At 72.1% G+C, this 18,596-nt stretch carries 19 protein-coding genes; 16 read left to right on the top strand and 3 right to left on the bottom strand.

Annotated features, from left to right (window positions below):
• Positions 1-159: 159 nt before the first annotated feature.
• The 12 genes from ACYVOM_RS15110 (at position 160) to ACYVOM_RS15055 (ending at position 10,861) form a co-directional block, all read left to right on the top strand.
• The gene (locus tag ACYVOM_RS15110) at positions 160-888 is read left to right on the top strand and encodes a FadR/GntR family transcriptional regulator (RefSeq protein ID WP_460303979.1); all 729 of its coding nucleotides are present in this window, start codon (positions 160-162) and stop codon (positions 886-888) included.
• Positions 889-1,005: 117 nt separating this feature from the next.
• Positions 1,006-1,506, top strand: coding sequence for an FAS1-like dehydratase domain-containing protein (locus ACYVOM_RS15105; protein WP_460303978.1), 501 nt, complete (start codon positions 1,006-1,008; stop codon positions 1,504-1,506).
• The gene (locus ACYVOM_RS15100; protein ID WP_460303977.1) at positions 1,503-1,946 is read left to right on the top strand and encodes a MaoC/PaaZ C-terminal domain-containing protein; all 444 of its coding nucleotides are present in this window, start codon (positions 1,503-1,505) and stop codon (positions 1,944-1,946) included. Before ACYVOM_RS15105 ends, ACYVOM_RS15100 begins: the two co-directional genes overlap by 4 nt.
• A gap of 164 nt (positions 1,947-2,110) precedes the next feature.
• The gene (locus ACYVOM_RS15095; RefSeq protein WP_460303976.1) at positions 2,111-2,644 is read left to right on the top strand and encodes a MaoC family dehydratase; all 534 of its coding nucleotides are present in this window, start codon (positions 2,111-2,113) and stop codon (positions 2,642-2,644) included.
• Entirely contained in the window at positions 2,641-3,669 is a 1,029-nt protein-coding gene (locus ACYVOM_RS15090) for an LLM class flavin-dependent oxidoreductase (protein WP_460303975.1), read from the top strand. Before ACYVOM_RS15095 ends, ACYVOM_RS15090 begins: the two co-directional genes overlap by 4 nt.
• Positions 3,666-4,865, top strand: a complete 1,200-nt coding sequence (locus tag ACYVOM_RS15085) for a CaiB/BaiF CoA transferase family protein (RefSeq protein WP_460303974.1) — start codon at positions 3,666-3,668, stop codon at positions 4,863-4,865. Before ACYVOM_RS15090 ends, ACYVOM_RS15085 begins: the two co-directional genes overlap by 4 nt.
• Positions 4,862-6,217 carry an MmgE/PrpD family protein gene (locus tag ACYVOM_RS15080; protein WP_460303973.1) on the top strand — a complete coding sequence of 452 codons (1,356 nt, stop codon included), beginning with the start codon at positions 4,862-4,864 and terminating at the stop codon, positions 6,215-6,217. Before ACYVOM_RS15085 ends, ACYVOM_RS15080 begins: the two co-directional genes overlap by 4 nt.
• Complete coding sequence (locus ACYVOM_RS15075) at positions 6,207-7,298, top strand: RidA family protein (RefSeq protein WP_460303972.1); 1,092 nt, start codon at positions 6,207-6,209, stop codon at positions 7,296-7,298. The genes ACYVOM_RS15080 and ACYVOM_RS15075 overlap by 11 nt, the downstream gene beginning before the upstream one ends.
• Positions 7,295-8,437, top strand: a complete 1,143-nt coding sequence (locus tag ACYVOM_RS15070) for an acetyl-CoA acetyltransferase (RefSeq protein ID WP_460303971.1) — start codon at positions 7,295-7,297, stop codon at positions 8,435-8,437. The genes ACYVOM_RS15075 and ACYVOM_RS15070 overlap by 4 nt, the downstream gene beginning before the upstream one ends.
• Entirely contained in the window at positions 8,434-8,853 is a 420-nt protein-coding gene (locus ACYVOM_RS15065) for a Zn-ribbon domain-containing OB-fold protein (protein WP_460303970.1), read from the top strand. The genes ACYVOM_RS15070 and ACYVOM_RS15065 overlap by 4 nt, the downstream gene beginning before the upstream one ends.
• Before the next feature lie 5 nt (positions 8,854-8,858).
• Positions 8,859-10,022: an acyl-CoA dehydrogenase family protein gene (locus tag ACYVOM_RS15060; RefSeq protein WP_460303969.1), complete on the top strand. Its 1,164-nt coding sequence runs from the start codon at positions 8,859-8,861 to the stop codon at positions 10,020-10,022.
• Positions 10,019-10,861: an HpcH/HpaI aldolase/citrate lyase family protein gene (locus ACYVOM_RS15055; protein ID WP_460303968.1), complete on the top strand. Its 843-nt coding sequence runs from the start codon at positions 10,019-10,021 to the stop codon at positions 10,859-10,861. The genes ACYVOM_RS15060 and ACYVOM_RS15055 overlap by 4 nt, the downstream gene beginning before the upstream one ends.
• 114 nt (positions 10,862-10,975) lie before the next feature.
• Here the strand turns inward: ACYVOM_RS15055 and ACYVOM_RS15050 are convergent, their stop codons facing one another.
• Positions 10,976-11,122: a hypothetical protein gene (locus ACYVOM_RS15050; protein ID WP_460303967.1), complete on the bottom strand. Its 147-nt coding sequence runs from the start codon at positions 11,120-11,122 to the stop codon at positions 10,976-10,978.
• 42 nt (positions 11,123-11,164) lie between these two features.
• Complete coding sequence (locus ACYVOM_RS15045) at positions 11,165-11,623, bottom strand: MarR family winged helix-turn-helix transcriptional regulator (protein ID WP_460303966.1); 459 nt, start codon at positions 11,621-11,623, stop codon at positions 11,165-11,167.
• Positions 11,624-11,732: 109 nt separating this feature from the next.
• Between ACYVOM_RS15045 and ACYVOM_RS15040 the strand changes: the two genes are divergently transcribed.
• From ACYVOM_RS15040 to ACYVOM_RS15030, 3 genes are all read left to right on the top strand, one after another.
• A complete protein-coding gene (locus ACYVOM_RS15040) occupies positions 11,733-12,902 on the top strand; it encodes an MFS transporter (RefSeq protein WP_460303965.1) in 1,170 nt (389 codons plus the stop codon).
• 433 nt (positions 12,903-13,335) lie between these two features.
• On the top strand, positions 13,336-13,938 hold the full coding sequence (locus ACYVOM_RS15035; RefSeq protein ID WP_460303964.1) for a nucleoside deaminase: 603 nt from the start codon (positions 13,336-13,338) through the stop codon (positions 13,936-13,938).
• A gap of 535 nt (positions 13,939-14,473) precedes the next feature.
• Positions 14,474-14,920, top strand: a complete 447-nt coding sequence (locus ACYVOM_RS15030; RefSeq protein ID WP_460303963.1) for a DUF4279 domain-containing protein — start codon at positions 14,474-14,476, stop codon at positions 14,918-14,920.
• 271 nt (positions 14,921-15,191) lie between these two features.
• On the opposite strand, the gene ACYVOM_RS15025 is transcribed toward ACYVOM_RS15030, so the two are convergent.
• Positions 15,192-15,800, bottom strand: coding sequence for a TetR family transcriptional regulator (locus tag ACYVOM_RS15025; RefSeq protein WP_460303962.1), 609 nt, complete (start codon positions 15,798-15,800; stop codon positions 15,192-15,194).
• Between the two features lie 65 nt (positions 15,801-15,865).
• Between ACYVOM_RS15025 and ACYVOM_RS15020 the strand changes: the two genes are divergently transcribed.
• The gene (locus tag ACYVOM_RS15020; RefSeq protein ID WP_460303961.1) at positions 15,866-17,278 is read left to right on the top strand and encodes a cytochrome P450; all 1,413 of its coding nucleotides are present in this window, start codon (positions 15,866-15,868) and stop codon (positions 17,276-17,278) included.
• Positions 17,279-18,596 lie beyond the last annotated feature (1,318 nt).

Raw genomic sequence — 18,596 nt, 5'->3', positions numbered from 1 at the left:
CTCTCCCTTTTCCGGAAGTCCACCGGGAGACCGATACATCAGAGTTATGCGGCGGGCGGGCGTCATCGACGCCCGTGGTACTCCCGCGTGGGGCGTGCGATGATGGGCGCCCGCCGAGATGGGCGGCATCTTCAACGTCTGACCTTTGCGGGGCGAACCATGGTGAGAGCGAACGAGGGGGGCGCGGCCCCGTCACTGCCGGTGACGCGCCTGCGCCCGGCCTACCAGCAGGTGGCCGACCAGCTCCGCGACCTGATCCTCGACGGCTCCCTGGCGCCGGGCGACAGGCTGCCGCCGGAGAACGAGATCGGCGGCAACTTCGGGGTGAGCCGCAGCACGGTGCGCGAGGCGCTGCGCGTCCTCACCTCCCAGGGCCTGGTGCGCACCGCGCGCGGCACGACGGGCGGGACGTTCGTCTGCCGGATCGCCCCGGACCAGATCAGCGACTACCTGGAGGTCGGGCTCGGCCTGATGTCCGGCTCGGCCGACCTGCCCTTGGCGGCCATCCTTGAGGCCCGCGAGTTGCTGGAGGTCCCGGCCGCCGCCCTGGCGGCCGAGCGGCGCGGGGAGGAGCACCTGGAGGCGCTGCGCGCGGCCATGGACCGGGAGAAGCGCACCCGCGGCCGCAGCGGCAAGTTCCGCGAGCACCGCGACTTCCACAACGTGGTCATGGACGCGAGCGGCAACGGCCTGCTCACGATGATGACCGAGCCGGTGTTCCACGTGCTGCGCACCCGGTTCCTCAAGCCCGAGCAGCCGGAGTTCTGGTCGCTCGTCGACGCCGACCACCAGCTGATCATCGAGCGGATCGCGGCGGGCGACGGGCCGGGCGCCAGCGCGGCGATGCGCGCCCATCTCGGGAACATCCGCGGCGCCTACCGGGAGTAGCGAGGCTTGACCCGCTCCGGGCCTCCTCCCCTAGACTCCGCGATACGTCTGACGTTGACCGTCGGGCGGCTCCCCGTCAACGCTCTCACCTTGAGCTCTCATCCCGTAGGACGAGACATGAAACTCCTGACCGATGAGGTCCGGGCGCTCGTCGGAAGCAAGCGGGTCTACACCGCGCCGGAGGAGTTCGGCGGCGCGGCCGGCCGGTACTTCGGCATCGCGATCGGCGACCACAACCCGCTCTACTCCGACCCCGAATACGCCCGCGCGCAGGGCCTTTCCGGCGTCACCGCGCCGCTCACCCTGATCTGCGAGACCAACCAGTACGCGAACCTGCCGATCCCGCCGGACGGCTACGCGGGGCACGAGTGGGGCATCGAGATCCCGGGCACCCGCAAGGTGCGCGGCGGGAACTCCTACACCTTCCACCGCAGGATCAGGCCGGACGACGTCGTGACCGCGACCTGGGAGATCACCGACGTCACGGGCAAGACGACCAGGTCGGGCGCCGAGATGCTGATCATCTCGTCCAAGGCGACCTACACCGATCAGAACGGCGGCCTCCTCGCCGAGAACGAGGAGACGATCATCTTCGTGGAACTGGAGGGCGGCCGGTGACCGAGGCGGCGAAGTACGCGGTGGGCGACGTGGTCCCGCCGCTGGAGCGCAGGATCGGCCTCGCCGACATGGTGGCCTACGCGGGCGCGACCTGGGACTGGTACCGGCTGCACTACGACCCGGAGTACGTGAAGAAGGCCCAGGTCCCCGGCCCCGTCGTCGACGGTCAGGTGTTCGGGGCGCTGCTCGTGGAGCAGATCCAGGACTGGCTGGGGCCTCAGTCGTTCGTGCGCAAGCTGGACTTCACCTTCAAGGCGCTGGTGTTCGCCGAGGAGACCGTCCGGTGCGAGGGCTCGGTGACCGAGGTCGGCGAGGACTACCTGGTCCTGGAGCAGCGCGTGGTCGTCGTCGGGCCCGACGGGGAGGCGGCCCGGGTGGCCGCGGCGCCCGCGAGCGCGCGGGTCCTGCTGGGCGTTCCGGACGGCCCCGCGGCGGGCTGACCGGCACCGATCCGATCCCTGCTCACAGGGCCCGGTTCGCGGGCTCTTTGAGAGCCCGGCTGCGCCGGGGAGCCCACGAACCGGGCCGGGGCCTTGATCCGAATACCTCAGACCTTTATCCTCCAGGGTAAAGGTCTGACTTTTACATCCCCCGAGGAGTCGCGGTGACCGTTCACGAGGCCGGGATCGGCAAGTACTACGAGGATTTCGTCATCGGCGACGTCTACCAGCACCCGTTCGGCCGAACGGTCAACGAGACCGACAACACCTGGTTCACGCTGCTCACGCTGAACACCAACCAGAACCACTTCAACGCCGATTTCGCCGCCCGCGCCCCCTACGGCAAGATCATCGTCAACTCCGGGCTGACGGTGGCCCTGGTGGTCGGCCTCTCGGTGATCGACATGTCGCAGAACGCGATGTTCAACCTCGGCTGGACCGACATCAAGCTCCCCCACCCCGTCTTCGTCGGAGACACCCTCTACGCCGAGTCGATCGTGCTGGACAAGCGCGAATCCAAGTCGCGGCCTTACGCGGGCATCCTCACCTGCAAGACCCGCGGCCTCAACCAGGACGGCGACGAGGTCGTCTCCTGGACGCGGTCGGCGATGGTCTACAAGAGGAGCGCCAAGAACGACAAGGGCTACTTCCCCAAGGCCAAGACCGGCGAGATGACCCTGCCCGAGGCCGAGGCGTGAGCCCACTCAAGATCACCTTCGGTCCCTGGGGCGAGACCCTGGAGGAGCTGGTGTCGGCCGGGCGGGCGGCCGAGGAGGCCGGCGCGACCACCCTGTGGGTGCCCGAGTTGCACCGCAGCGCCACCGTCTCGGCCGCCGCGCTCGCCGCGGGCACCTCCCGGGCCCGCGTCGGCACCGCGATCGCGCTCGCGTTCACCCGCAGCCCCATGGTGACGGCCCTGGAGGCGATGGACCTCGACGAGATGTCCGGCGGCAGGTTCGTCCTCGGTCTGGGCACCGGGGTCAAGCGGCTGAACGAGGACTGGCACAACGCGCGCTGGGGCAAGCCCGTCACCCACCTGCGCGAGACCGTCGCGGCCGTCCGGCACATCGTCGCGCACGCCGCCGACGGGGCGCCCATGACGCTGGAGGGCGAGCACGAGCCCGTAAGGATCCGCGGCTACCAGCGGCCCTACACGCAGGCGCGCAAGGAGATCCCGGTCTATGTCGCCGCGATGGGCCCTGCCATGACGAGGCTCGCGGGCGAGATCGGCGACGGCTGGATCTCGCACGAGCTGTGCTCCCCCTCCTGGCTCGCCGAGCGCTCCCTCCCCCCGCTGGAGGAGGGCCTGGCCAAGGCGGGCCGCGGCCGGGCCTCCCTGGACGTCGTGGTGTCGGCGGCCTGCTCGATCGACGACGACAAGGCGGTGGCGCGCGGCAGGGCCGCCGGCACGGCCGGTTTCTACGCCTCGGTGCGCACCTACGCCGAGTTCTTCGCCTTCCACGGCCTCGCCGAGGACCAGGACGAGGTCATCGCCGCGTTCCGGGCGGGCGCGGGCGCCGACTTCCTGGCCCCCGCGGTCTCCGACCGGATGACCGACGCCCTTACCCTGACCGGCACGCTCGACGAGGTGGCCGAGCGGGTCGCGGCCTATGCGGGGCTCGCCGACTCCGTCAAACTGACCCCGCCGACGCACGGCATCGACCCCGCCGAGATCCGGGCCGCCCAGGCCCGCATCATCGACCTCATCAGGGAGCTGTCTTGAAGCCGCTGGAGGACGTCCGGATCATCTCCCTGGAGCAGTACGGCGCGGGGCCGTTCGGCTCGCTGCACCTGGCCGACCAGGGCGCGGAGATCATCAAGATCGAGGACCCGCGGACCGGTGGGGACGTCGGGCGCTACGTGCCGCCGTACGCCGAAGAAGAAGACTCGATCTTCTACGAGACCTTCAACCGGAACAAGAAGTCGATCTCGCTCGACATGGCGACGCCCGCAGGCCGCGCCGTCTTCGAGGACCTCGTGCGCGGCGCGGACGCGGTGTACTCCAACCTGCGCGGCGACGTGCCGAAGAAGCTCCGGATCACCTACGACGACCTCAAGCACCTCAACCCGAGGATCGTCTGCTGCTCGCTGACCGGCTTCGGGATGACGGGCCCGCGCGCGGCCCAGCCGGGGTACGACTACATCCTTCAGGGCCTCGCGGGCTGGATGGACCTCACCGGAGAGCCCGACGGGCCGCCCGCCAAGTCCGGCCTCTCCCTGGTCGACTACACGGGCGGGTACGTCGCCGCCCTCTCGCTGCTGACCGCCCTGCACGCGGCCCGCCGCGACGGCGTGGGCATGGACTGCGACGTGTCCCTGTACGACACCGCCGTCTCGATGCTCACCTATCCGGGCACCTGGCACCTGAACGCCGGGTTCACGCCCGTCCGGACCAGGCACTCCGCGCACCCGTCGCTGGTGCCGTTCCAGGCGTTCGAGGCGGCCGACGGCTGGATCGTCGTCGGGTGCGCCAAGCAGAAGTTCTGGGAGCGTCTCGCGGTCGTGATCGACCGGCCCGACCTCGCCGAGGATCCCCGGTTCCTGACCTTCGCCGACCGGCAGCGCAATGCGGGCGTCCTGCTTTCCGAGCTGGAGAAGATCTTCGCGACCCGGACCGTCGCGCAGTGGCTGGAGCCCATGACGGCGGCCGCGATCCCGTGCGGGCCGATCAACGACGTGTCCCAGGCGCTCGCCGAGGAGCACACGATCGCCCGCGACCTCATCGTGGAGACCGAGCACCCCCGGTACGGCACCCTGAAGAACCTGGCTTCGCCCGTCCGGGTCGGGGCGGAGCAGCCCGGCTACGTCCGCGCCCCGCAGCGCGGCGAGCACCAGGACGAGGTCCTCACCGGGCTCGGCTACTCCCCCGAGCGGATCGCCGAGCTGGCGGGCGACGGCGCGTTCGGGACCCCTGCATGAGCACGATCGCCGAAGAGCTCGCCGCCTGGGCCCTGGCCTTGCGGCCGCAGGACGTGCCGGAACCCGTGCGCGAGGCCGCGCTCCGGCATCTGCTGGACGCCGTCGGCAACGCGTTCGCCGGGGCCCGGGCAGGCGCGGCGGACGCGGCGGTGCGCACCGCCGAGGCGATGGGCCCCGGAGACGCGCTCATCCTGGGCGGCCGTACCCGCGTGTCCCGGCCCGCCGCCGCCCTCGCCAACGGCGTCCTCGTGCACGCGCTGGACTTCGACGACACCCACGCGGGCGGCCTCGTGCACGCCTCCGCCCCGGTCGTGCCCGTCGTCCTCGCCGAAGGCTGCGCGGGGAAGGGACCGGGCGTCTCCGGCGCGGAGGCCGTGACGGCGCTGGTGATCGGCCTGGAAACGATCTGCCGGCTCGGCGCGGCGGCCCCGCACGGATTCCACGCGGTCGGCCTGCACGCCACCGAGGCGTGCGGCGTGTTCGCCGCGGCGCTCACCGCGGCCCGCCTTCGCGGCCTGAGCGTGGAGCAGACGGTGAACGCCCTCGGCATCGCGGGCAGCCGCGCGGGCGGCCTGCTGGAGTTCCTCAACACCGGCAGCTCCACCAAGCAGCTCCACCCGGGCTTCGCCGCGTCCGACGGCCTCACCGCGGCCGTGCTGGCCTCGGCCGGGGCGACCGGCCCGGTGTCGGTCTTCGAGGGCGAGTACGGCCTGTACAGAGCGCTGGCGCGCCGTGAGGCCGACCGCTCGGCCATCCTCGGCGGGCTCGGTGAGCGCTGGGAGGCGGCCCGGATCACGGTCAAGCCCTATCCGGCGTGCCAGCTCATGCACGCCCAGCTCGACGCGGCCCGCGAGGCGCGCGCGAAGGGCGTGCCGCTCGATCGGATCGCGGAGATCACGGTGCGGGCCCATCCGGACGCGGCCAAGATCGTCTGCGGGCCGGGCAAGGAAACGCCCAGAACGTCTTACGACGCGAAGTTCAGCCTGCCGTGGAGCGTCGCGGCGATGCTCACCGACGGCGAGGTCACCATCGGCACCTACACGCGGATCGAGCGGCCCGAACTGCTCGCGCTGGCCGCGAAGGTGCGCACCGAGGTCGTCGACTATCCCGGCGCCGCCGCCGACCAGCCCGGCCACGTCCTGATCCGGCTCGACTCGGGCGAGACCGTCGCGGGCGAGGTGCCCCGCAGCGGCGGCGGACCCGACGACCCCGCGATCGACGCGCTCGTGCGCGCCAAGGCCCTGGCGGCCCTCGGACCCGGCGGCGAGACCGTCGCCGACGCGATCCTCACCCTTGCCGGCGCGGCGTCCCCGGCCGCCCTCATCAGCGCATTGGAGAACCATGAGCCTTAAGACCACCCGGCTGTCCGCGGTCGCGGGCGGCGTCGCCGAAGCCTACGCGGGCGCGTTCGCCGCGCTCGCCGGGGCGGGCCTCGCCCCGTCCGACGTCGTCTACGTCGTGGAGTACGCCACCGGCGCCGCGCTCGACGGGTACGCCGAGGTCGAGGCCGCGCGGAACGCCGCCCTGGCCGGACAGCTCGTGCCCGTCGCGACCGTCGGCGTGGAGGCGCTGCCCGAGGACGGCGCGGTCCTCGCGATCGAGCTGACCGCGTTCCCCGGCGGCGGCACCCTGGTCGAGGCGCACCCCGACCACGGCTTCCACCGCGGCACCGTCCGGATCGCCGACGACATCGTGTACCTGCCGAGCGTCCACCCGCACGACGGGACGTCGGTCGTGCACGCCGACGACTTCCGCGAGCAGTACCGCCACACGCTGGAGAAGACCGGCGAGCTGCTGAAGGCCGCCGGGCTGGGCCTCGACTCGCTCGTCCAGACGACCGACTACACGGCGCGCGCGACCCGCTCGCAGTACCCGCGGTGCGGACGGCCCCGCAAGGAACTGCTCGGAGGCACCGGGAGCGACGGCAGGCCGGTCCACCCGGGCGCGGCCGGGATCGTCATCGACCAGGCCGTGGTGCCGGGCGCGATGGTCTCCCTCGACGCGATCGCCACGACCGTCCCCTTCAAGGCGGTGAACCCGGGCTGGAAGCGGTACGCGACCCTCACCTACAAGCCCGGCCTGTCCAACGGGCGCACCCTGTTCATGTCGGGGTTCGGCTCCCTGGAGCCCGCCACCCAGAAGGCCATCTTCGAAGACGACCTCCTCGCGCAGGCGGAGTACACGTACGCGAGCATCGCCGCGGTCCTCCGCGAGGCGGGCTTGGGCGAGGACCTGCCTTATGGCTCCGTCACGCGGCTCGTGGAGTACATCACCCCGGACGCCGTCGCGCGGTACCCGGAGGTCGCCGAGATCCGGCGCAAGTACTTCGGCGACACCCCGGCCCTGACGTCGGTCGTGTGCTCGGCGCTGCTGCGGCCGGAGTTCCTCATCGAGGTCGTGCCCACGGCGGTCTTCCCCGGCGGCGACGCATGACCGTCGCCATCGTCGGCGCCGCCGAGTCCGACCTCGGGGTGACGAACAAGTCGATCCTCACCCTCCAGACGCAGGGCATCACCCGCGCGCTGGCCGACGCCGGCCTCACCCTCGCCGACGTCGACGGGCTGGCCACCGCGGGCGTCTCCCGGTTCTCCACCCCGCAGCTCGCCGAGTACCTCGGCATCGAGCCCGCCTGGTCGGACTCGACGTTCGCGGGCGGCTCGGCGTTCGAGATGTACGTCGCGCGGGCCGCGCAGGCGATCGAGTCGGGGCAGTGCTCGACCGTCGTCATCTCCTACGGCTCCAACCAGAGGTCGGCGAGGTCCCGGTCTCTGGGCGGGGTCCAGGAGTCGCACCTTCCGCAGGCGCAGTTCGAGGACCCGTACGGGCCGCTGTTCCCGCTGTCGTACTACGCGATGGCCGCTCAGCGGTACCTCCACGAGTACAAGGGCGGCCGGGAGTGGCTCGCCGAGGTGGCCGTCGCCGCCCGGGAGTGGGCCCTGCTCAACCCGAAGGCGTTCCGCCACGGGGCGGGTCCCTTGAGCGTCGAAGAGGCGCTCGCGTCCAAGCCGGTGTCTTCGCCGCTCACCGTCGCGGACTGCTGCCTCGTCACCGACGGGGGCGGCGCGGTCGTGCTGACCTCGCTGGAGCGCGCCCGGGACCTGCCCAAGCCGCCCGTCGTGGTGCTCGGCTACGGCGAGTCGACCACGAACGCGGGCATGATCGCGGCCGACGACCTGCTGCGTCCCGGCTCGTTCGCCTCGGGTGCCGCCGCGTTCGCCATGGCCGGGCTGGAGCCTTCGGACGTCGACGTGCTCCAGCTCTACGACTCGTTCACCATCACCGTCCTGCTCACCCTCGAAGGTCTCGGGTTCTGCAAGCCGGGCGAGGCGGGCGCGCTCGTCGCGTCCGGCGCCACCCGTCCGGGAGGCTCCCTGCCGGCGAACACCTCCGGAGGCGGGCTGTCCTACAACCACCCGGGCATGTTCGGGCTGCTCCTGCTCGTCGAGGCCGTCCGGCAGCTGCGCGGCGAGTGCGGCGACCGGCAGGTGCCCGACGCGGAGGTCGCGCTCGCGCACGGCACCGGCGGCATCTTCTCCACCCACGCCACAGTCCTGCTGGGGGCCGACCGATGAGCGCACCTCCCGAGACGCCGGGGATTCCCACGGACGAGATCACCGAGCCCTGGTGGGACGCGACGCGCGAGGGACGGCTGACCGTGCAGCGCTGCGTCTCCTGCGGACGCCTCCAGCACTACCCGCGCGCCCTGTGCGCCTCGTGCGGCGGCACCGACCTGGACTTCGCCGACGTGTCCGGCAAGGGGACCGTCGACTCCTTCACCGTCGTGCACCGCTCCCCCAGGCCCGACCTCGAAGCCCCGTACGTCGTCGCGCGCGTCCGGCTCGCCGAGGGGCCGATCCTGCTGACCAACCTGGAAGGCGCCGAGCCCGGCTCCTGGCGGTGCGACGACCCCGTGCGGGTCGCCTGGCGGGCGCTGCCCGACGGCCGCCGACTGCCCGTGTTCCGCCCCGCCGAAGCGAACGAGGACTGACTGAGATGGACTTCTCCCTTTCCGAGGAGCAGAAGCTCTTCCGCGACACCCTGCGGGACTTCGCCAACAAGGAGATCCGCCCGGTGGCGATGGAGTGGGAGGCCTCCGGCCGCTACCCCACCGAGATCGTCGAGGGCATGAAGCAGCTGGGGCTGTTCGGCCTCACCGTGCCCGAGGAGTACGGCGGCCTGGGCGTCGACATGGTGTCGTTCGCGCTGGTCTTCGAGGAGATCTCCAAGGCCTGGATGGGCATCGCGGGCATCCTCGGCAGCCACTCCCTGGCCTGCTGGATGATCGCCAGGCACGGCACCGAGGAGCAGAAGGCGCGGCTGCTGCCCGCCCTTGCGACCGGCGAGCGCCGCACCGGCATCGGCCTCACCGAGCCCGGCGCGGGCACCGACCTCCAAGGCATCTCCACCACCGCGCGCTTGGAGGGCGACCATTACGTCGTCAACGGCGCGAAGACGTGGATCACCAACGCGCGGTACGCGGACCCGCTGCCCGTCCTGGTGAAGACCGACCCGGCGGCCTCTCCCGCGCACAAGGGCATGTCCGTCCTGCTCGTCGACGCCGACACGCCAGGCTTCGAGGTCTCCCGCGACCTGCCGAAGCTCGGCTACAAGGGCACCGAGTCGTGCGAGATCACCATCACCGACTGCCGGGTGCCCAAGGAGAACCTGCTCGGCGGCGTCGAGGGGCGCGGCATGCAGCAGGTGCTGTCGGGGCTGGAGACCGGGCGCATCAACGTCGCCGCGCGCTCGCTCGGCATCGCCCAGGCCGCCTATGACGAGGCGCTCGCCTACGCCGCCCAGCGCGAGGCGTTCGGCAAGCCGATCCACGACTTCCAGGCCATTCAGCTGAAGATCGCCGAGATGGGGATCAAGGTCCAGGCCTCCCGGCTCCTCGTCTACTGGGCCGCCTCCCAGGCCGACGCGGGCAACCGCATCGACATGGAGGCGGGCATGGCCAAGACGTTCGCCTCCGAGGCCGCGATCGAGTGCGCGCTCACGTCGATGCAGGTGCACGGCGGGTACGGGTACTCCAAGGAGTTCGTCGTGGAGCGGCTCTACCGGGACGCGCCCCTGATGAGCATCGGCGAGGGCACGAACGACATCATGCGGACGGTCATCGCCAAGGCGCTCATCACAGGCAAGGGCACCGTCGGATGACGGCCCGCTCGGCGCTCTACGTCCCCGGCGACGCGCCCGACAAGCTCGTCAAGGCCCTCGGACGGGGCGCGGACGAACTGATCGTCGACCTGGAGGACGCGGTCCCGCAGAGCGGCAAAGCGGCGGCGCGGGCGACCGTGGCATCCTGGCTCACTTCGCGCGAAGGCGACTTCTCGGGCCCTGCGGTATGGATCCGCATCAACCCGGGTGAGCAGGGCCACGACGACCTGCGGGCCGTCGTGGCGCCGGGTGTGGCGGGCGTCTGCGTGGCCAAGGCCGAGGACCCTGCCGACCTCGTGGTGCTCGACAGCCTTCTGGCCTCCCTGGAAGCCGAGCGCTCGGTGGCTCCCCTCGGCGTGGTGCCTCTGCTGGAGTCCGGCGAGGCCGTCTTCCGGGCCCGCGAGCTGGCCCGTGCCCCGCGCGTCGCCCGACTCCAGCTCGGCGAGGCCGATCTGGCGGCGGACCTGGGCGTCGAACCCGGCCCGGACGGGCTCGAACTGCTGTGGTGCCGCTCCCAGGTCGTCGCGGCGAGCGCGGCGGCCGGGATCGCCCAGCCGATCGCGCCCGTCAGCGTCGACTTCCGCGACCTCGACGGGCTGCGGACGTCCTCGGAGGCGCTGCGCCGACTCGGATTCTGGGGCCGCGCCTGCATCCACCCCGCGCAGGTCGCGGTGGTGAACGAGGTCTTCACGCACTCGGACGAGGCAGTCACCAAGGCCAAGGACGTCCTTGCGCGCTACGAGGCAGCCCTGGCCTCCGGCTCCGGCGTCTGCGTCGACGCCGAGGGCCGCCTGATCGACGAGGCGGTGGTCCGCTCCGCACGCCGCCTCCTCGGATGACCTTCGCGCGCCCCTGCGTGCGCGAAGGCCATCTCCATGAGCCCGCCGGGGGACCCCGGCGGGCTCTTCCCGCATCAGTCGGCGACGAGCCGGACCTCGCGCCGACCCGACAGCTCACGCTGCCGCCGCACCACGGAGGCGCCCGGCGCGCAGCCTGAGGCCCGCCGCGTCGAGGTACTCACCCATCCGCTCGATCGCGCACCGCCCGACCTCGACGTTGTGCTCCCGGGCGATCCGCTCGGCCGTGGGATCCCCGATCACCCGCTCGGGCACGGTCGTCCGGTCGTCCCGTGCCAGGAGTGGCTAGCGGGCGGCGGGGATCGCGCTGAGCGCCTGGACCAGGGGAGCCAGCTCGGGGCTGTCGGCGGCTTCGGCCAGGGCTTCCCGGAGGGCCTGGTCGTTGGTGGGCCTGGCATCCTCCAGAAGGACGCGGCCCTCACTGGTGACGTCGGTGTAGATGCCGCGGCGGTCGGTGGGGCACAGATAACGCGCGAGGAGGCCGCGGTTCTCCAGCCGCGTGACGAGCCGGGTCGTGGCGCTCTGGCTGAGGACCACCGCGTCGGCCACCTGCTTCATCTGGAGATGGCCGCCGTCCCCGTCGTGTTGGCGGCTGAGGACGTCGAGCAGGGAGAACTCGCGGACGCTCAGGCCGTGCCTGGCCTCCAGTGCCCGCTCGATCCGGGCCTCGATCCTGCTGTGCAGCAGCGACAGCGCGCACCAGCCCTGGGCGAGCGACGTCAGGCCTGGGTCGGTGGCGGTCATGGGCCCAGACTACCAAAGACCGGCCGATATAGCGCGTTTGCAAGTATCCGGCGTGTGCAACTATTGTCAGCGCTGGATACCTACTCGCGCAATCATCAGGAGGGCCACCGTGCCTCTCGCGCTCCTCGCCCTGGCCATCGGGGCGTTCGCCATCGGAACCACCGAGTTCGTGATGATGGGGCTGCTGCCGCTCACCGCCGCCGAGTTCGGGGTGTCCATCCCCGTCGCCGGCTGGCTCGTGACGGGCTACGCCCTCGGCGTCATGGCGGGCGCCCCGCTCATGACGGCGCTCGGCACCCGCGTCTCGCGCAAGAAGATGCTCATGATCCTCATGGTCCTGTTCATCGCAGGGAACACCTTGTCGGCCGTCGCGCCGACCTTCGGCGCGATGCTCGCCGGACGGGTCGTCGCCTCCCTCACCCATGGGGCGTTCTTCGGCATCGGCTCGGTCGTCGCCGCCGGCCTCGTCGCCCCCGAGCGGCGGGCCGGGGCCATCGCCGCGATGTTCACCGGGCTGACCGTCGCGAACGTCGTCGGGGTCCCCCTCGGCACGTTCGTCGGGCACACGCTGGGCTGGCGGATCGCCTTCGCGATCGTCGCCGTGCTCGGCGTCGTCGCGCTCGCCGGGGTCGCCCGACTCGTCCCGGAGATCCCAGCGCCGTCGGGGGTGCGGCTGCGGCACGAGATCCGCTCGCTCGGCGAGGTCCAGGTCCTGCTCGCCATGGCCATGACGGTGCTCGGCTTCGGCGGGGTCTTCGCCGCGGTCACCTACATCGCGCCGATGATGACCGAGGCCGCCGGATTCGCCGAATCGTCCGTCACCTGGCTCCTCGTCCTCCTCGGGATCGGCATGGTCGCCGGGAACCTCGTCGGAGGCAGGTACGCCGACCGCGCCCTGATGCCGATGCTGTACACCTCGCTCGGCGGACTCTCCCTCGTCCTCGCCCTGTTCACGTTCACCGCGCGCTCCCCGGTCCCGGCCGCCGTCACCCTCGTCCTCGTCGGGGCGCTCGGCTTCGCCACGGTGCCACCCCTGCAGAAGCGGGTGCTGGACCACGCGTCCGGTGCGCCGACCCTCGCCTCGGCGGTCAACATCGGCGCGTTCAACCTCGGCAACGCCCTCGCCGCCTGGCTCGGCGGCCTCGTGATCGCCGCCGGGCACGGCTACACCTCGCCGAACATCGTCGGCGCGATCCTCGCCGCCCTGGCCTTCGGCGTCGCCGCGCTCGCGCACGCGCTGGAGCGGCACGCGCCGGTCCCCCAGCCTGCGCTCGGCTGACCGCCGATTGAGGACCGAACAGAAGGGCAATCCATCCGTAACCGCAACGGAACGGCGCGGACACCGGAAGAGGACATCGTCGATCCCGACGGAGTCCACAGGGGCGAACGGAGGTGGGACGGGTGCGGGCCACGGGTGATCTGCGGCGACTCGTCCACCGGACCGCGTGGACGAGGGGGCGCGTCGCGCACGGCAGCCATCGGGCGCGGGCCCGGCGGACCCGACCCGGGAACCGCTGAACCCGCCCGCCCCACCGTCGACGGCCCCTTCGCGCGCCCGAGCCCCTTCACTCGGTGTCGGACCGCGCGCAGCCTCGCACCCGCACGTGGCGGGTCGGCGGCGGTGCCTCGACACGATGCCGCGCCCTGCGAGGACCGCACGTCCTCGGCCTCAGCCCTCTCCGCACCGCCCGACCCGTCCCAGAGGACCCTTCATGGACGTTTCCGCCCTCGCCACTTCGTTCGGCGCCCGCCTTCCCGCGTGGGTGCTGGAGGAGATGGCCGACGTACCCGACACCCTGCCCGGCGACCGGGAAAGGCTCACCCTCACCAACCGGCTCGCCTCCCGCAACCACCGCGAGGACACCGGCGGGCCGTTCGCGGCCCTCGTCGTCGAACGCGAAAGCGGAGCCGTCATCTCGGCGGGCGTCAACGTCGTCCTGGCCTCCGACCTGTCTTCGGTCCACGCCGAGGTGACCGCGCTGTCCCTCGCCCAGACCCGCCTCGGCCGCTGGGACCTCGGTGCCCCCGGCACCCCCGACCTCGAACTCGTCGTCAACTGGCGCCCCTGCGTCATGTGCTACGGCGCCGCCATGTGGTCCGGGGTCCGCCGCCTCCTCATCGCCGGCGACGGCCCCGAACTCGAAGAACTCACCGGCTTCGACGAAGGCCCCATGCGTGAGGACTGGGCCGCCCAGTTCGCCGCCCGGGGCATCGAAGTCGCCTACGGCGACGCTCCCGACGAGGCCATAGCCGTCTTCAAGGAATACGGCTCCCGTGCGGACGCCGTCGTCTACAACGCCCGAGGCGCCTCCTGAACCCCGGCGCGTCCGCCCGGCTCCTCCCGGGCGGACGCGCGGGGCCGCCACCTCCCAGGCGAGGAAGAAGAACCGCCCGTCGATCATCTCGCGCAGTCCAGAGCGCGACGGGGTGACCCTGCGCAGGCCGGTGAGCTCCGGCCCCGGCACGACCGGCACACCGCCGGCGGTCTCGCACTGGTACGGCAGGTCCCGCGAGAGGTCGGCGACGCCATCTCGACCTGCGGGAACCCGCGCGGCCGCCCGTCCCCCGGGGCGGCCGCGCGCTTGACCGCGCGACCGCGGCATCGACTGGATGCCCTGGGGCCCGGCCTCGATCCGCTGCGCGGTGGGCCGCGCCCCGGATGCCGAAGGCGTTCGGCGCTGCCGGATGACCGTCAGCCTCCCCGCAGCCGCTCTGCGCGCGCTCGGCCTGCACCCTGGCCAGCCGACCTCCCGCACCGCCGCCCACTCCGCTCCGGCCTGGTGCGCTCCGCCGCAGAGAAGGCCGCCCACACAAGAAGGCAACGGCGAGACCCGGCCGTATGCTCCGGCTGTGCCGATCCGCCAGCATGCGCACTTCGCCCTGTTCAGCCGACGCACTACCGCCTCCGCGATGGCCGAGCGCCTCGGCCTTGGGCCGGACCGCTCCACGGTGCGCGGTAGTCGCTTGAGCCGGCCCATCGTGCCCGTCGAGCACAGTTGGGAGATCTCCTGCCGGGAAAGCGACCTCCGGGTCGACGACCAGATCGCCTGCGTCCTCGCCAGGCTGCGCCCTGTGGCAGGCGAGCTCGCCGACCTGGCAAGGGAGTTGCGCGACGAAACGCCCGCGGGCGGCGCGATCCTCATCGTCGTGCGCTACTTCACGGATGAGCCTTCGCCGGGCCCCGCGACCGACGCCCCGAACCCGTTCGGCCGGCGACTCGACAGGGACGTGCTCGACTTCCTCCACCGGACCGGCGCCTCGCTGGGCGTCGACGAGTACGACCTCACCGAGGACTGAAACCGCCCGCCTCCAAGCCGCTCCCGCGGACCCTAGAGCTGCCTTCACCTGCGCGAACTCCCGCCAAGCGGCGGCACCGTCCACGCGGATCGCCGGACCTGAGTGATCGAGGGTGGCGGTCTCCGGCTCCTCGTCGGAGATGCTCAGGTGGGACCGCAGGGCGTCGAGGAAGGAGTCGGGGACGTCCGGGTGCAGCCGCAGCGTCCCCTCGAAGTGCAGGCGCACGACGGGGGATCGACCGTTCGGGACGCCGCCGACCCAGGCCGGGGCCTCATAGCGGTGGAGGCGGGGCCTGGAGGGCGGCGGAGAGCATGGCGATGAGATCGGCGGTGAAGGAGTCGTGCGGGAGCAGGTGCGGTTCGGGGCGGGAGGCGCGGTCGGCGAGCGCGGCGGTGAGGAAGGCGATGAGGGCCGCGACCCGTTCCAGCGCCACGGGCTCGGGGAGGCGCGCGGCGAGGGACTTCTCCAGGACGGAGAGCTGACGGGCGATCTCGGTGCCCGCGAGAAACGACGGGGCGTCCCGGGTGCGGACGCCTGCCTGGCCGGAGACCTGGGCGACCACGCGTAGGAAGTCGCGGCCTTCTTCGGTGCGCAGTTCCGCGGCTATCGGCTCGACGATCGCGGCGACGACGGCAGGGATCTGCGCGCCCGCGAGTTCCGCCCGCGCGCGGACGGGCTCCATCCTGTCCATGCCCGCGCGCAGGATCGCCTCCAACAGTCCCTGGCGCGAACCGAAGTGGTAGGTGATCGCCGAGTCGTTCGCCTGGCCCGCGAGCCAGACGATGTCGCGTGTCCTGGCGGCGTCGACTCCCTTCTCGGCGAACAGCCTCGCCCCTGCCTGAACGAGCCGGGCCCTCGTCTCGGTTGCGTCACGCGCCATGGGGTGATAATAACAGAGGGCGTTAATAACGAGTGCCGTTAAATCGCAGGAGCGGGAGGCCCCCGATGCGTTATGACCCGTTCGATCCCGACTTCCAGTCCGATCCGTATCCCGCCTATCGGGCGCTGCGCGACACCGAACCCGTCCACCGGCACGAGTCTCCGCACTACTGGGCGCTGTCGCGCTTCGCCGACATCTGGGAGGCGGTCCGCGATCCGGGCACCTGGTCGTCGGCGCAGGGCCTCACCTTCTTCCCCGACGAGATCACCGCGCTCGGCCTCGCGCCGACCATCGTCATGCTCGATCCGCCACGCCATTCGGTGCTGCGCCGCCTGGTGTCGGCGGGCTTCACGCCGCGGCGCATCGGCGGCATGGAGGAGCTGCTCCGCGCGTTCGTGCGCGAACGCCTCACCCTGATGGAACGCAAGGCCGCCGAGGGCGAGGTTCCGGACCTGCACCGCGACTACGCCTCGCCGCTGCCCACGTTCGCGCTCGCGCACCTGCTCGGGGTGCCCGAGGCCGACCGCGCGCGCTTCGACCCCTGGGTCGCGGCGCTCACCACCATCCAGGACGAGGGCCTGAAGCTGGACGACGCGGCGGCCGTCACCGCGGTGGCCGAGATGTTCGAGTACTTCGGCGCGGTCATCACCGCCCGCCGCGCCGAGCCCGGCGACGATCTCATCACCGCCCTCACCGCCGCCGAGGTCGACGGCGAGCGCCTCACCGACTGGGACATCCTCGGGTTCTGCTTCGTCATGGTCGCGGGCGGCAACGACACCACGGGCAACCTCATCTCCCACGGCGTCATGCTGCTCGACTCCGACCACGCCCAGCGCGAGCAACTCGTCGCCGATACCGCATTGATCCCGAACGCCCTGATGGAGTTCCTGCGCCTGGAGGGCTCGGTCCAGGCCTTGGCCCGCACCACCACCCGCCCCGTGGAGCTGCACGGCGTCGAGATCCCCGAGGGCGAGAAGGTGATGATGCTCTACGGCTCGGCGGGCCGTGACGAACGCGAGTACGGCCCCACCGCCGATCGCCTCGACATCACCCGCCCGATCGGCCGCCACCTGGGGTTCGCCAGCGGCGTCCACTTCTGCATCGGCTCCCACCTCGCCAAACTGCAGGCCCGCGTCGCCCTCGAAGAGCTCTACGCCCGCCATCCCCACGCCGGCGTCGACCTGTCCCGCGCAGAGCGCATCTCCTCCCCGTTCACCCGAGGCTGGCAGTCCCTCCCCGCCACCGGCATCAACGCTTCCTTATCCCCCGCCCCACCGCGCAGCGCTCCCGCGTCGCCGCGTTTCAGGGTTTGGGGCGTTTTGGGGTGGGGTGGGGGGTGCGGCGTCGGGAACGGGGCGCGGGTGGAGAGGTGCGCTGCTGGGCGCGGTGTTTCAGGGTCGCCGCGAGGGAGGTGGCGGCGAAACCCGCCAGGCCCACGGCCGCGAGACGGTAGCCGAAGTCGGCCCGGTCATCGGTGACGAGCTGGGGAGACACCTCGCCGCGGGGGTCGGCGAGGATGGGGAGTTCCGTGCCGTCGCCGTACAGGCGGGAAGATCCTACGGTGCCGCTGAGCGGGCGGCCTTCGGGATCGGTCAGCGTGTGCTCGTAGTAGCAGCCCGATGCGTCCGTGTCGCTCTGCTCGCAGACGGTCCCGGCGACCACCCCGGTCGTGCGTTCGCCGAAGATGTGCAGATACGCGTCCTTGGGGATGACGCAGCCGCCGATGAACAGGGCCCCGGCGAAAAGCAGCCCCGTCCAGGCGGGCCACCACGCCTGCCGGCCCTCCACCTCGACCTTCGTCGCCACGGCGAGCAGGAACGGCGCGCCGAGCGCGGCGGTCCCGAGCGGCACCCCGAGGATCCAGGGGACCGGCGAGGGAAAGGCCGCGATCGCCCAGCCCGTCAGAAAGGAGGCCAAGACCAGGCCTGCGGTGATGAGCGCCGCCCGCGTACCCACGCTTTCCGGAACGAACCGGCGCAGCCCCGAGGTGACCGGCGCAGCACGTCGCGCGCCGAGCTCGCCCAGGAGCAGCGCCGTCCCGACGAGCACGGTCCACGCGGCGAGCGCCGCAAGGCACAGGACGTCGTAGTCCCTGTCGTCGGCCTCGGCCGCGAGACGGGGTCGGAGGATCCCCGCCGGATCGACGACCACATCGAGCGGCGCACCCGGCCGAAGCCCGTCCCCCGCGCCCTCCAGGTCTCCGTCGATCTCGCGCCCGTCGGCACCGGCGATCCGGTACACGTCGTAGCCGCCGCTCTTCGTCCTCACGTGCTCCGCCGCGACGACGACGGCCGCGGTGCGTTCCCCGCCCGTCCTCAGGTACAGGTTCGCCGGGGCGCCGGCCTGCACGAGGCCCAGCAGGGGCAACCCGGCCAGCGCGCAGGCCGCCACCGCCGCCCACGCGGGCCCCCACCTGTCCAGCAGCAGCCATGCCCCGACCAGCGCCCCAGCCGCCGCGAACTGGGCGACCCCTCCGAAGAACCCACCCGCCCCCACGATCCACCCGGTGACGGCGCACACGGAGAGCCCGCCCCCGATCAGCACCGCCCCCCGCGCGGCGACCCGCCCCCATCCGGCTCCGTCCACAACGCCCTCCGCTCATCTTCCCCGTCGCCGAGTTCGGACGCCTCCCGCCTCCGCAAGGTTCGCCCCCGCCCACCGTTCGTTGAGGGGCAGGTCGCCTATCCGTCGGGGCCGGGCACACATCGTCGGCGACACGGGAGATCTGGTGGGTTTTTGGTGATTTGACGGGGGCGGCAGGAAGGGGCCGAGGGTACGGGGCGACCAAGGGGAAAA

It is taken from the genome of Actinocorallia aurea, assembly GCF_054783995.1.
Note: the sequence above shows the minus strand (reverse complement) of the source record. Positions and strands in the feature narration are given on the sequence as shown.

Bases quoted from the DNA above. Each gene is read 5' to 3' on its own strand.
- ACYVOM_RS15035 (WP_460303964.1), top strand. From the start codon at position 13,336: ATGGACGTTTCCGCCCTCGCCACTTCGTTCGGCGCCCGCCTTCCCGCG.
- ACYVOM_RS15045 (WP_460303966.1), bottom strand. From the start codon at position 11,623: ATGACCGCCACCGACCCAGGCCTGACGTCGCTCGCCCAGGGCTGGTGC.
- ACYVOM_RS15070 (WP_460303971.1), top strand. From the start codon at position 7,295: ATGACCGTCGCCATCGTCGGCGCCGCCGAGTCCGACCTCGGGGTGACG.
- ACYVOM_RS15080 (WP_460303973.1), top strand. From the start codon at position 4,862: ATGAGCACGATCGCCGAAGAGCTCGCCGCCTGGGCCCTGGCCTTGCGG.
- ACYVOM_RS15055 (WP_460303968.1), top strand. From the start codon at position 10,019: ATGACGGCCCGCTCGGCGCTCTACGTCCCCGGCGACGCGCCCGACAAG.
- ACYVOM_RS15060 (WP_460303969.1), top strand. From the start codon at position 8,859: ATGGACTTCTCCCTTTCCGAGGAGCAGAAGCTCTTCCGCGACACCCTG.
- ACYVOM_RS15075 (WP_460303972.1), top strand. From the start codon at position 6,207: ATGAGCCTTAAGACCACCCGGCTGTCCGCGGTCGCGGGCGGCGTCGCC.
- ACYVOM_RS15105 (WP_460303978.1), top strand. From the start codon at position 1,006: ATGAAACTCCTGACCGATGAGGTCCGGGCGCTCGTCGGAAGCAAGCGG.
- ACYVOM_RS15025 (WP_460303962.1), bottom strand. From the start codon at position 15,800: ATGGCGCGTGACGCAACCGAGACGAGGGCCCGGCTCGTTCAGGCAGGG.
- ACYVOM_RS15065 (WP_460303970.1), top strand. From the start codon at position 8,434: ATGAGCGCACCTCCCGAGACGCCGGGGATTCCCACGGACGAGATCACC.
- ACYVOM_RS15020 (WP_460303961.1), top strand. From the start codon at position 15,866: ATGCGTTATGACCCGTTCGATCCCGACTTCCAGTCCGATCCGTATCCC.
- ACYVOM_RS15110 (WP_460303979.1), top strand. From the start codon at position 160: ATGGTGAGAGCGAACGAGGGGGGCGCGGCCCCGTCACTGCCGGTGACG.